Genomic DNA, 13,670 nt, shown 5'->3' with positions numbered 1-13,670 from the left:
CCTCCCCCACGGCAATCCCCCCACGCAGAAAACGGCATCGCGCGACCCGCGGAGCCGCCCGCACGACCGCCGGACACGACCGTGGCCGGCACCGGAGACCGACCCGACAACCTCAGGGATCGCCCATGCTTCCCCTCTCCTCCTCGCAGGAGATCGTCTGGCTGCACGAGCAGATGCAGCCCGGCAGTCGCGCCTACAACTTCACCGCATCACTCGACCTGTGGGGCACGCTCGACACCGAGGCACTGCACAAGGGGCTCGCCGCCACCCTGGCGCGCCACCCCGGGCTGCGGCTCGAACTCGTCGCCTCCACCGGATCCGTACCGGCACAACGGGTCGCACCGCAGTGCGCACCGAGACTGCACACGACCGACCTCAGCGCGGAGGTGGACCCCGAGGCGGCCTTCGCCCGTCTCCTGCGCACCGAGGCCGAGACACCGCTCGACACCTTCGAGGCACCGCTGATCCGCTGGACCCTCGTACGGCTGGCCGAGCGCCACCACCGACTGGTCCACGTCGAGCACCACCTGATCCACGACGGGCACTCCTTCGCGATCCTGCTCGACGACGTCTTCCGCGTCTACCGCGCCCATGTCCTCGGCGAGACCCTGGAGCTCCCGCCCGCCTCCTCGTACGCGGACCACGTCCGCGACCGGGCCGAAGCCGGGTACGCACCCGAATCGCTCGACTTCTGGCGTGCCGAACTCCTCGACCGGCAGCACGACATGCCGCTGCCGGGCCTGACCCGGCCCGGTGCCCGACGAAGGCACCACGGCGGACAGCTGCGCCAGACCATCGGCGCCGACCTCGCCGAACGCCTGCGCGGACACGCCCGTTCCCGCGGCCTCACGCCCTTCGCCACGCTCCTGGGACTGTTCGCCGAGCTCCTGCGCCGGCACAGCGGACGCTCCCACATGGTCATCGGCACCGCCGTCGGCAACCGCCCCGTCGGATACGAGGACGCCGTGGGCATGTTCGTCAACACCATCCCGCTGCCCCTCTCCCTGGACGCCGCCGTCCCCGCCCAGGACACCATGGACGAGGTCACCGACACCCTCATCCGGGCCCTGCCGCACCAGGACGTGCCCGTCCAGGAGCTGACCCGGGCGCTCGGCATGCACACCTCCGGCGCCGACAACCCGCTCTTCTCCGTGATGTTCAGCGCCCATGACGCACCGCTGCCCGAAATCGACGTACCCGGCCTCGACATCACCCTCTTCGAGGGCTTCAACACCGGCACCACCCGGTTCGACCTCGACGTGGTCCTGCTTCCGGACGACCGGCGCGGTGTCACCACGCGCCACGGCGCGCCCGGCATGACGCTGGTGTGGGACTACGACATGGACCTCTTCGGGGAAGATGTCGCCCGTCTCGTCTCGAGCCGCTTCCTGGACCTGCTGCGCGCCTATCTCGACAGCCCCGAGACGCCGCTGGCCGACCTGGACCCGACCGCCGTGGAGCCGGCCGCCGAGGCCCCCGCCGTCCCCGCCGACCACGATCCGCTGGACCCGGTGGCCGCGCACCATCCGTCGCTGCCCGCCCTGCTGTGCGGCGCCCGCCGGCTCACCTACGGCGAACTCGACGCACGCGTCGGCTCGCTCGCCGAGCGGCTGAAGACCGCCGGCGTGACCCCCGGCCGGCCCGTGGCCGCGGTCCTGCCCAGAGGAACCGACTCGGTCGTCGCCCTGCTCGCCTGCCTGCGGACCGGCGCCGTCTACTGCCCGCTGTCCCCGTCCGACCCGCCGGCCCGCCTCGGCCTGCTGCTGGAACGGCTCGCCCCGGCGCTCGTCCTCACCGGCGACGGCACCCCGGACCTGCCGGAAGGCCTGCCGGTCGCCCGGATCGACGCTCCGGTACTGCCGCCCGCGCACGGAACCGCCGAACTCCCCGGTACCGCCTACGTCATCCACACCTCCGGCTCCACCGGGACGCCGAAGCCGGTCGCCGTCGGCCACGCGGCGCTGGTGCACCATCTGACGGCCACGGCCGACCGGTTCGGCCTCACCACCTCGGACCGGGTCCTGATGTTCGCCCAGCCGTCCTTCGACGTGGCTCTGGAGGAGGTGCTGCCGACCCTCTACGCCGGCGCGTGCCTGGTCCTGCCCGAGTACGAGGTGCCCACGGGCGCGGAACTCGCCCAACTGCTCGCATCGGCCCGCGTGACCGTCGCCAACCTGCCCACCAGCTACTTCCTCGCCACCCGCGAGGACCTGCGCCCCGCACTGCGCGACGACAGCTGGGCGCCCAGGCTCCTGGTCCTCGGCGGCGAACGCCTCCCCGCGCAGGCACTGCGCGGCGTGCTCGCCGACACCGACGCCACCGTGCTCAACGTGTACGGGGTCACCGAGGCGGCCATCAGCTCGACCGTCCACGAGATCTCCCGGGACGCCCTCACCGAAGGCGCCGAGATCCCCCTGGGCACCGAACTCCCGGGCGAGCGGGTCCACGTCCTGGACGCCCACCACCGCCCGCTGCCGTCCGGTGCGGTCGGTGAACTCGCCGTCGCGGGGCCCGGTCTCGCCGAGGGCTACGCGGGCAACACCGACGCGACGGCCGCCCGGTTCGTCACCGTCGACGCACTCGACGGTCAGCGCGTCTACCTCACCGGCGACCTCGGCTACCGCGGCCTGGACGGTCTGCTGTACTTCCTCGGGCGCCGCGACAACCAGATCAAGCTGCGCGGTCACCGCATCGAGCTGGAGGAGATCGAGGCGGCGGCGTCCGCGGTGCTGGGCGGCCGCTCCTGCGCCGTCGTACTGGACCGGGAGAGCTCCGGCGGGCCCAGGCTCGTCGGCTTCCTCGAAGAGGCAGCCGACGGCGAGGCCTTCGACGAGAAGGCGCTGCACGCCGAGCTGAGCCGCCGCCTGCCCGGCCCCCTCGTGCCGGCCCGGTGGGCACGGCTCGACAGCATGCCGACCCTCGCCGGCGGCAAGCCCGACCGCACGGCCCTGTCCCGCCGCGCGGCGGCGCTCGACCCCGACGACACCGTGACGCCCGCGTCCGGCACCGCCGCCACCGGGCCCGGAGCCGCCACCGGCAGTGCCGCCACCGAGCCTGAGCCCACGGCCGACGCCGCCGCCGCTTCCGACGATCCGATGACGGCTCTGCTCACCGAAGGCTGGCGCAAGGTCCTCGGCCACAGCCGCTTCGACGCCCGCTCCCACTTCTTCCACAGTGGGGGCCACTCCCTGCTCGCCGCCGAGCTGGCCGCCTGGCTGGAGCCGCGTCTGGGGGAACGCCCGCCGCTGAAGGTCCTCTTCCGCAACCCGGTGCTCGCCGACCAGGCCGCAGCCCTCGCCACCACTGCCCTTTCCACGGAGTCGTGATGACCCAGTCCCCGACCGCAGCCGCCCTCACCGCCACGCGCCCCGACACCGGCCACCCCGCCGGCCCCGACACCGGCCCCGGCACCGGCCCCGACACCGCGCCGAGCATCGCCCACGGTCCCGCCGCCGAACCGAGCAGCGTGCTCGCGCGCTTCGAGGAATGGGCCCGGCGCACCCCGCAGGCCCCGGCCGTGATCGACTCCACCCGCACCTGGACGTACCAGGACCTCGACGCGGCCGCCGCGCAGGCCGCGGCCGCCCTGCGCGACCGCGTCCGGCCCGGTGACCTGGTCGGCGTCTGTCTCGACCGTTCCGCCGCGCTCGTGGTGGCCGCCGTGGCTCTCGCCCGGATCGGTGCCGTCTACCTGCCCCTCGGACCCCGCCCCGGCGAACGCCGCACCCAGGCCGTCACCGAGGACCTCGACGTCGCCTGCCTCATCGGCGACCCCAAAGTCCTGCCCGCGGACCACCGCGGCGGGGAACACATCCTGCTGCCGCTGCCCACCGACGGGGTCAACGCCCCCGCCACCGCCGTGGCGGCCTTCGCCGACGCCGTCCGCGGCATCCGGCGCGCACCCGAGAGGGCCCTGTACGCCGTCCTCACCTCCGGTTCCACCGGCCGCCCCAAGGCGGTGGCCGTGGCCGAGGCGTCGCTCTCCGTCGCCCTGGACTGGTACCGGGCCGAGACCGGCCTGGCACCGGGCGACCGCCAGTCCCTGCTCATCGGTGTCGCGTTCGACCCGCACCTGCTGGAACTGTGGGCCGGCCTGACCTCGGGAGCCGCCCTCGTCCCGGCCCCGGACGACACCCGCTGGGACTCGCACGTCCTCACCGACTGGTGGCGTGACGCCGCCCTCACCCACGCCGTGGCGGCCACCCCCACCGTCGAGCCGCTCCTGGACCGGCCCTGGCCGGACGGCCTGAAGCTGCGCCACCTCGTCGTCGGCGGCGACCGTATGCGCCGCCGCCCCGGCGCCGACGTCACCGCCACCGTCCACAACGCGTACGGCCCGGCGGAAGCCACCGTCCTCGCCACCGCCCACACCATGCGCGGCACCGACCCGGAGGCCGGTGACCAGGCCCCGCCCCCCATCGGCACCGCACTGCCAGGCGTCACCCTCGTCGTCACCGACGACGAAGGTCGCCCCGTCGCCCGCGGGCAGGAGGGCGAACTGCGCGTCGGCGGCCACTGCCTGGCGCTCGGCTACCTCGACCCCGAACTCACCGCCCGCCGGTTCACCCCGCCCCCGCGCGATCCTGCGCTGCCCGCGATAGACCGCCTCTACCGCACCGGCGACCGCGTACGGATGAACGCCGACGGCAGCCTGGACTTCCTCGGCCGCCTCGACGACCAGGTGAAGATCAGCGGAGTGCGGATCGAACCGGCCGAGGTGGAAGCCGCCTTCGAGCAGGACCCCCGCGTGCGCACCGCCGTCGTCACGGTGCTGCGCGACGGCTCCGGCCACGGCCGCCTCGTCGCCCACGTACGGCCCGCCGACGGCGGCGCCCCGGAGCCCGCCGAACTCCTCGACGGGGTCCGCTCCTGGCTCCCCGAGCAGGCCGTCCCCACCGCCGTCCGGATCGTGGACGGCTTCCCGCTCGACGCCAACGGCAAGGTGGACCGACCCGCCCTGGCCGCCCTGGCGGCCGAGGCCGCGTCCGTCCGGACGCGCCGGACGGACGCCGAGGCGGACGACCCGGCCGGAGCAGGCGCCGTCGCCGACGACGCCACCGCCACCGAGCTGCTCGTACTGACGACCGTGCGCGACCTCCTCGGCCGGCCCCGCACCGGCCTCGGCGACAACTTCACCGACGCCGGCGGCACGTCCATCATCGCCGCCCGGCTGCTGGCCACCCTCGAACGCGAGACCGGGGTGCGCCTGCGCGCCCCCGAGCTGCTGCGCAGCCCCGACCTGCGGGCCTTCGCCGCCCTCATCGACCACCGACGGACCCCGCGCCCGGAAGGAGCCTGACATGACGACGCTCGACACGACCCCGGCAGCCTCGCCCCCGGCGACCACCCTGCCGGCACTCGTCGCGCGGCACGCCCGGCTGAGCCCTGACGCCCTCGCCGTCGTGGACGGCGACACCACCCTCACCTACGGCCGTCTCCTCCAGGCCGGCCACGCCCTGGCGGGCCACCTGCGCGAACACGGGGTGGCCCGCGGCGACCGAGTGGCGCTGCTGACGGCGCGTTCCCACCGCACGGTCGTGGCGCAGCTCGGGCTCTGGCTGTCCGGAGCCGTGTGCGTACCCCTCGACCCGGCCCAGCCCCGGCCGCGCACGGAGGCGGTGATCGCCGACGCGGAGGTGACGCTCACCGTCGGCGACGCGAAGCTGCTGGACGCCGCCGCCTTCCCCGGCCCCGTCCTGGCCCTCCCCGAGGAGCCGCTCACGAGCGGCCGACCGGTCGACGGGTCCGATCCGGACAGCCCGGCGTTCATCATGTTCACCTCCGGCTCGACGGGCCGCCCCAAGGGCGTCCTCGTGCCGCACCGGGCCGTCGCCGAGCTGGTCACCGCGCCCGACTACGTCACGCTCACCGGCCGCGACCGCGTCCTGTTCCACTCGCCCATGACCTTCGACGCCTCCACGTTCGAGGTCTGGGTCGCGCTCGCCAACGGCGCCGCGGTCGTCGTCTGCACCGAGCAGCGGCCCTCCCTGGAGGACCTCGCCCGGCACGTCGAACGGCACGGCGTCACCGTGGCGTTCTTCACCACGGCCCTCTTCCACCAGCTCGCCGCGCGCCGCTCCCGGGTCTTCGGCCAGCTCCGCTCCGTCGTCGTGGGCGGTGAGGCGATGGCCGCCGCGCAGGCCCGCGAAGTACTCACCGCATTCCCCTGGCTGGAGCTCGTCAACGGCTACGGACCGACCGAGACGACCACCTTCGCGACCGCCCACCGGGTCACCCCGCAGGACTGCGAGGCACAGATACCGATCGGCAAGCCCATCTGCGGGGCCACGGCGCACGTCCTGGACGCCTTCGGCCACCCGGTGGCCGAAGGCGAACGGGGCGAACTGTGGATCGGCGGCAGCAGGCTCGCCCACGGGTACACCGGCCTGCCCGAGCTCACCGCGGAGCGGTTCGTCGAGCATGCCTCAGCCGGAGGCCGCCTCTACCGCACGGGCGACATCGCCTCCCTCCGCCCCGACGGCGTCCTCCAGTTCCACGGCCGCAACGACGACCAGGTGAAGGTCCGCGGCTTCCGCATCGAACCCGCCGAGGTCGAACACGCCCTCCGCGAGCAGCCGGACGTGGACGACGCCGCCGTCACCGTCGACGGCGCCGGCACCCCCGAGGCGCGCCTCGTCGCGTTCGTCGTCGCCGCGCCCGGCCCCGTGCCCGCCGGCGCGGCGCTGCGGGAGCGGCTCACCGCGGTCCTGCCCGCCCACCTCGTCCCCGACGCGGTCACCGTGCTGGAGAGGCTGCCCCTCACCCCGGCCGGGAAGGTCGACCGGCGCGCCCTGACCGCACGCGCGCACACCGCCGAGACCGGCCCCGCCGACGGGTCGGCGGCACGGCTGACCCCGCTGGAGCAGGCCGTCGCCGAGGTGTGGGGCCAAGCCCTGGGCATCGAGGTCACCAGCGCCGATGCCGAGTTCCTGCTCCTCGGCGGCCATTCCCTGCTCGCCCTCGTCGTCACCGAGGACCTGCGCGAGGAACTCGGCGTGGAGATCTCCCTCGCCGACTTCTTCGCCGCGCCCACCGTCGCCGCACAGGCCGCGCTGGTCGAGCGCGCCCTGCTGACCTCCCATCAAGACCTCCACCCCGAGACCCCGGAGCACAGCGATGCCCACTGACGCCGACTCCGCGGCCCGCGACCGGCAGCAGCTCCAGCGGGAACTGCTGCGCCGGGCCCGCGCCGGAACGGCCAGGCGCACGGCGGCCGAGCCCGCCGACTCCGCCGGCACCACCGCCGCGGCCACGGTCGCGGGCCGGGACGGACACGCCCCGCAGGCGGGCCGTGTCCCCCTCTCCCGCGCCCAGCGCCGCATGTGGCTGATGGAGCGGCTCGGCGGCGCGGGCGACTCGTACCACGTACCGTTCGCCACCCGTGTGCGCGGTCCGTTCGACGTGGCCGCGTTCGCCACCGCGCTCACCACGCTGGTGGCCCGGCACGCCATCCTCCGCACCCGCTACGCGGAGCAGGAGGGCGAGCCCTGCCAGGAGGTGCTCCCGACGCCCCCCACGGTTCCCGTCCACGTCGTCGACACCGGCGAGGAGCAGGCCCCGACGCTGCTGCGGCGCGAGGCGGCCCGGCCGTTCGACCTGGCCGCCGGCGACGCCGTACACGCACTCGTGCTGCGCCACGGCCCGCAGGACCACACCGTGCTGCTGACGTTCCATCACATCGCGATGGACGGCGCCTCACTGGACATCGTGGCGGCCGAACTCGCGGTCCTCTACACGGCGGCCACCGGCGGAATCCACCCGCAGCCGCTCACGGCGGCACCGCAGTACGCCGACCACGCGCGCCGCGAACACGAGGACCTGGCCGGCTACGAGGCCGAACTGAAGCACTGGGCCGACCTGCTGGCCGACGCCGCCCCGCCGCGCCTTCCCCGGCCGGCGGTGGCGGAGCCGCCCGCGGTCGTGCGTCCCGCAGCCGTGCGCAGGGTGCCCCTGGAACCCACCGTGCCCGAGGCTCTGCGGGCACTGGGCGCACAGCGGCAGGCCACGCTCTTCGCGGTGTCCCTCACCGCGGCCTTCGCCGCGCTGCACCGCCTCACCGGCGACGACGACCTCGTCATCGGCGTGGCGGGCACCCACCGCAGCGGCACCGCCATGCGCGGCCTCGTCGGCCTGTGCGTCAACACCCTGCCCGTACGGGTGGACGTCTCCGGCGCCCCGTCCTTCACCCAACTGCTGCAACGCGTCAACGACGCGCTCCTCAAAGCCCAGCGCCACCGGCACATCCCCTTCGACCTCGTCCTCGAGCGCCTCGGCGCCGGCGCGCGCGGCGCCGACGGCACCGCGCTGATCCGCGTCACCTCCGACGTGCTCGGGGAGCCGACGGTCCTCCGGCTGCCCGGCACCTCGGCCGAGTACGTCGACGTACCCTCCGACGGCGCCAAGTTCAGCCTGTCGTACGGGCTCGGCCTGGGCGACCCCGATCGGCCCGAGGCGCTCGTCCAGTACGACGCGAACACGCTGGACGACACGGTGGCGGAGGCGGCGGTACGGGACTTCGCGGCCCTCCTCCACGCGGTGGCGGCGGATCCGGAACTCGCCCTCGGCGGGCTGCCCCTCCCCGCCCCGGAACAGGGCGCCGCCACGCCGGACGGCACGGAAGGCACCGCCGAGCCTGTCGGCGACGGCGACGGCGGCGGGGACGGCGGCGACGGCGGCGGCGATCCGGACGACGGTGCCCCGGCCGGCTCCGCCCAGGAAGGCGATCCCCACCCTGCTGCTCGGGCCCTGCGCGCCCACCCGGAGGTCGCCGACGCCGTGGTGGTCCAGCCCGCACAAGGGCCGCCCGTGGCCTACGCCGTCCTCCACGACAGCGCCGGCCCGTCCGGAAACGAACTCCTCGGCCTGCTACGGCGCTCGCTCGCCCCCGAGGCCGTCCCCGCGGCTGTCACGCCCCTCGACGCGCTACCGCGCACGGCCGACGGCGCGCTCGACCCGGACCGGCTTCCCGGGGCGCCCGTGCCGAGCGCCACCGCCTCCCCCCGGGCCGAGGCGGTGACCGGGACCTTCACCGCCGTGCTCGGGGTCCGGCCGTCGCCGAACGACGACTTCTTCTCCCTGGGCGGCCACTCCCTCAAGGCCGTCCAGCTCGCCGAACGGCTGCGTACGGACCTCGGGCTGCCGCTCACGGGCCTCGACGTACTCCAGGCCCGTACACCCCGGGCGCTGACGGCGCTCCTCGACGAACGGGCGGCACGGCAGAGCGCCGCGAGGACCGCGAGCAGGCCGGCCCCCCGCTCCCGGGACATCCGCCCGGGCACGGTGCTGGTCACCGGCGCGACCGGCGGCGTGGGAGCCTACGTCGTTCGCGAACTCGCCGCCCTGGGCCGCCCCGTGCTGGCACTGACCCGGCCCGAGTCCGCCCACCTGATCGCCACGGAGGGCGTCGACGTCATCGAGGGCGACCTCTGCGACCTCGCAGGACTACAGGACGCCGTCGCTCAGGCGGACGCGGTCGTCCACGCCGCCTGCACCTTCACCCGGCACGACGTGGACCTGGCGGCGATGGAGGCGATGGTCGACGCCTGGCGGCGTGGCCCCTTCGTCTTCGTCAGCAGCGTCGACGCCTACGGCCACCCCGGCACGGACCGGGTCGCCGAGGAGGCGCCGCCCCACGAGCCGGTCAGCCCGTACGGCAAGGCCAAGCTCGACTGCGAGGCCATGGTCCTGCGCGCTGCGGGCAGCGGTGGCCGCGGGGGAGCGAGCGCCGTGCGCTCGCCGATCGTCTGGGGGGCGCACGACCGGCTGCGCGAACAGCTGCGCTGGGGCGCCATCGGCACGCTCTACCAGGCAGCCGCCCAGAGCCTGCCCATCGAACTGCCCCGCCCCGGCACCGGCGGACACGACTGGTACGGCGCGGCCTGGGTGCACGCGGCCGCCCTGGCCCGCGCGGTGACCGAATGCCTGGAGCGGCCGGTGCACGGAGTCGCCAACGCGTGCAGCGGCCACGTCTCGTGGCACGACCTCGCCCAGGACCTCACGGAACTGCTCGGCACCCGGCCGGCCATCCACGAGACCGGGACCGTCCCCCGGGACCTGGACCACCGCTGGCACTACGACAGCGCCCGCCTGGCCCGCCCCCTCCGCCCCAGGCCCGGCGAGGACCGCCGGACGGTGCTGGCGGAGATGATCGCCCCCATGGCCGACGCCACCGCCTGACACACCCGCCGCGCCCTGAGCCCCGCAGGAGGCTCCGGGCGCGGCCGTCACTTCCCGGCGGATTCGAGTCCGGGTTGGCAGCACTCGCGAGGAGAGGCCCGGTCAGGACAGGATCTCGACATACCCGTCGGTGCCGTGCACGCGGATCCGCTGTCCGTCCCGGATCGTCCGGGTCGCCCGCTCCACGCCGACGACCGCCGGCAGGCCGTACTCACGGGCGATCACCGCGCCATGGGTCATCAGACCGCCCACCTCCGTCACCAGACCCGCGACCGAGACGAACAGCGGTGACCAGCTGGGGTCGGTGAAGGCCGTCACCAGGATGTCGCCCGCTTCGAGGTCGGCGTCCGACATGTCCAGGACCACGCGTGCCCTTCCCTCGACGGTCCCGGCGGACACCGGTACACCCACCAGGGCGCCGGCCGGCACGTCGTCGCGCCGGTACGCCCCGGTGAGGGCCTCGCCGTCCGAGGTGAGCACGCGGGGCGGCGTGAGCGCGTGGTACGCGGTGAAGGCCTCCCGGCGCCGCCGGATCAGCTCCGGGTCCTCCAGCCGCTGCGCGCGCACGACATCGTGCAGTTCCTGGAAGGTGAGGTAGAAGACGTCCTCCGCCTCGGCGACCACGCCCGCGCGCACGAGGCGGCCCGCCTCCTCCAGCAGAGCCCGCTTGTAGACGAAGTAGCGGCTGATGATGTCGTACTTCGGATACTCGCGGTACCCGATGAAGGTCCGGACCCGGTCGATCATCCGCTTGGCCTCGTCGGCCTTGCGGTTCCCGTCCGGCAGGTCCCGCAGGCGGGACAGTACCTCCTGTTCCTTCCGCCGGGCCTTCTGCGCGCCCTGCTCGAAGCGCCGCCGGGCGGCGCCCGGTTCGAAGTTCCGCACGTTGTCGAGGAGCACGGGCAGCAGCATGGCGGGCCGCTCGCCCCAGCGCGGCCTCGTGATGTCGATCTCGCCGACGCAGCGCATGCCGTACCGGTCGAGGTAGTCCCCGATCGCGTCGCGCGCCTCGGTGCCGCCCGGAAGCTTCGCCAGTTCGTCCAGGAAGTTGTCGTCCTCGACGTCCAGCAGGAATGCCACCACCTCCGCGTGGGGGCGGATCACGTCCGCGACGTCCAGCAGCGCCAGGCCCATCTCCGAGGTGATGTTGTGGGGGGCGGACAGCGTCAGCGTGTCGGCGGCGTTCTTCTCGCCCAGCCACTCCTGCAGCTTGTCGCCCAGCCAAGCCGTGGCGTCCATCCCCGCCATGACCGCCTGCATGCTCAGCCGATCACCGAGGACCCGCTTGTGCTCCTCGAAGGCCTCCGACAGGAAGTCGAAGAGCGCCGGCCCGGTCTTCGTCCGGATGTCCCGCTCCAGCGCTGCGACCGACTCCCGGCTGCGCTCGATCAGCTCGGCGACGATGCCCGGATCGGTCTCGATCGGGGCGGGCGCCCCACCGCCGTCCGGTGGTACGACGGGACCGGGGTCCGGTAGCGACGGGACGAAGCCGTCCCGCCCGATGACCGTCTCCAGGGCGTCCCTCACCAGCGGGTCGGCCTTCCCGAGGGCGTCCAGGAGAGCGGCGCGGCTGGCGGGCGAGGCCAGGCGCCGGGTGACATCGACGAACAGCCTTCCGCCGGCCTCGTGCATCGGCACCATGGCGGTCAGCTGCCACATCGAGTACCCCAGCGGCCTCATGGGGTCGGTCATCATCTGCCCGTGGCCGACGGAGACGTAGACGTGGTTGTCCCGGTCGCCGGTGTCGGGAATCGGGAAGAGCGTCGTGATCGGCCTGCTCTGAACGATCTGGAAGCCGCCGTCGACCAGACACCACTCGATGTCCTGCGGGCGGCCGAAGTGCGCTTCGATGCGCCGTCCGAGCCGGACGAGTTCCACGGCCTGCGCATCCGTCAGCGCGGGCTGCTCCTGCCGCTCCGGCTCGACCGCCACCTCACGCGTACCGCCGTCCGGCAGGGCGTGTACGGCACGCTGCTTGGCGGAGATCGCCCTGTCGACGACCTCCCCGTTCCGTACCGTGAACACGTCCGGGTTCACCAGGCCGGAGACCAGGGCCTCGCCGAGGCCGAAGCCGGCGTCCACGGTGGCGGTCCTGCGGTCGCCCGTGACCGGGTGGGCCGTGAACAGGATGCCGGACGCCTGCGAGAAGGCCATCCGCTGCACGACCACGGCCATGTGGACCGTGTGGTGGTCGATGCCGTTCCTCCTGCGGTACGTGACGGCCCGTTCGGTGAACAGCGAGGCCCAGCACCGGCCTACGTGCCGCAGGATCGCCTCGCGACCCACGACGTTGAGGTACGTGTCCTGCTGGCCGGCGAAGGAGGCCGTCGGCAGGTCCTCCGCCGTCGCGCTGGACCGCACGGCGTAGGCGGCCTGCTCGCCGTGCCGGGCGAGCGCGCCGGTGATCGCGGCCGCGAGATCGTCCGGTACGGCGATCGCCTCGACGATCCGGCGGACCTGTGCACTGAGGGTGCGGACCGCCTCCCGGTCGTCCGGGTCCACCCGGGACAACCGGCGGAGCAGGGCGTCGAGCGACGGGGCCCCCGACACGACCCGCCGGAAGGCCTCCGTGGTCACGCAGAAGCCGGGCGGCACCCGGACTCCCTCGATGCGCGACAGTCCGCCCAGGTGCGCTCCCTTGCCGCCGACGACCGAGACCTGTGTCTCGTCGACTTCCTGAAGGTCCCACACATACCGTTCGTGCGCTGCGCCCCCTTCGACACGCACGTCCTCATCCCGCTCATCCCGCCGATTCCGCTCATCCCGCACTTCATGTCCCCGTTTCCGCAGGTCGTGGCTTCGATCGGTGATTCTGCGCCATGGCCCGGGCCTTGCGGCAAGCCCCCCGGCGCGCTATAAATTGACAGTGGCGAGGAGAGCGTTCTCCTCGCCTTCGTCGTTTCCGGCCCAGGTTCGAGCGACCCGGGGCGCGCGCGGACGAGACGGCCGCAGGGGGAACTCGCCCACCTGGGGGAGCGTCGTGAGTGGGCCGGCGGCCATGCCGCCCAGCCCCCGCCCTCCACCGCTTCCTGGTTCTCAGGGCCCGCCTGCACGGCGCCCTGTCACCGTAACTCGCCGACCCTTTCGCCGGCATGGGCTTCGGCCCCACCCCGCTCTTCGCCGCGGACCTCGACGGCCTCTGCGACGGCCGGTCGCCGCGCGCCGCCGCCCGCGCCCAGAACTGATTCTCGTACCATCGCCCTCTCGGGCGAACGCCGAGGACTATTCACCCGGCATAGGTGAAGGGGTGTGTTTCGGCCGAGTTGAACCGGATCGAATCTGCCGTGGATGAACGGGAATGCAAGATTCCTGCTATTGAATGATCATATCTCAGATGTGTTCAGCATCATGCGCCCCACGGGTTCGTTGGCCTTTCCGGCGTCACGCGGCCGAAGAGAGTCCCCCTGGAACAAAAGTAGGCGGCATTGCGCCCTTACGCCCGCCTGCCGGATATTTCCATCCTTTTTTCTGCCATTTCTGCAAGATCTCTCTCT

At 73.8% G+C, this 13,670-nt stretch carries 5 protein-coding genes; 4 read left to right on the top strand and 1 reads right to left on the bottom strand.

Translation table 11 applies throughout. From position 1 onward, the window contains the following. Positions 1–125: 125 nt before the first annotated feature. Genes ACZ6JS_RS23595 through ACZ6JS_RS23580 form a run of 4 tightly spaced genes read left to right on the top strand, consistent with a single transcriptional unit; the run spans position 126 to position 10,176 of the window. Positions 126–3,326 (top strand): non-ribosomal peptide synthetase, encoded by a 3,201-nt coding sequence (locus tag ACZ6JS_RS23595; RefSeq protein ID WP_469300644.1) that lies wholly within the window; start codon positions 126–128, stop codon positions 3,324–3,326. Then, complete coding sequence (locus ACZ6JS_RS23590; RefSeq protein WP_469300642.1) at positions 3,326–5,299, top strand: non-ribosomal peptide synthetase; 1,974 nt, start codon at positions 3,326–3,328, stop codon at positions 5,297–5,299. Before ACZ6JS_RS23595 ends, ACZ6JS_RS23590 begins: the two co-directional genes overlap by 1 nt. A 1-nt stretch (position 5,300) precedes the next feature. After that, positions 5,301–7,127 carry a non-ribosomal peptide synthetase gene (locus ACZ6JS_RS23585; protein WP_469300641.1) on the top strand — a complete coding sequence of 609 codons (1,827 nt, stop codon included), beginning with the start codon at positions 5,301–5,303 and terminating at the stop codon, positions 7,125–7,127. Beyond that, positions 7,117–10,176, top strand: a complete 3,060-nt coding sequence (locus ACZ6JS_RS23580; protein ID WP_469300639.1) for a condensation domain-containing protein — start codon at positions 7,117–7,119, stop codon at positions 10,174–10,176. The genes ACZ6JS_RS23585 and ACZ6JS_RS23580 overlap by 11 nt, the downstream gene beginning before the upstream one ends. A gap of 102 nt (positions 10,177–10,278) precedes the next feature. Here the strand turns inward: ACZ6JS_RS23580 and rph are convergent, their stop codons facing one another. After that, a complete protein-coding gene (rph, locus tag ACZ6JS_RS23575; RefSeq protein ID WP_469300637.1) occupies positions 10,279–12,867 on the bottom strand; it encodes a rifamycin-inactivating phosphotransferase in 2,589 nt (862 codons plus the stop codon). Between the last annotated feature and the right edge of the window lie 803 nt (positions 12,868–13,670).

The organism is Streptomyces sp. NPDC046349 (genome assembly GCF_055587885.1).
Note: the sequence above shows the minus strand (reverse complement) of the source record. Positions and strands in the feature narration are given on the sequence as shown.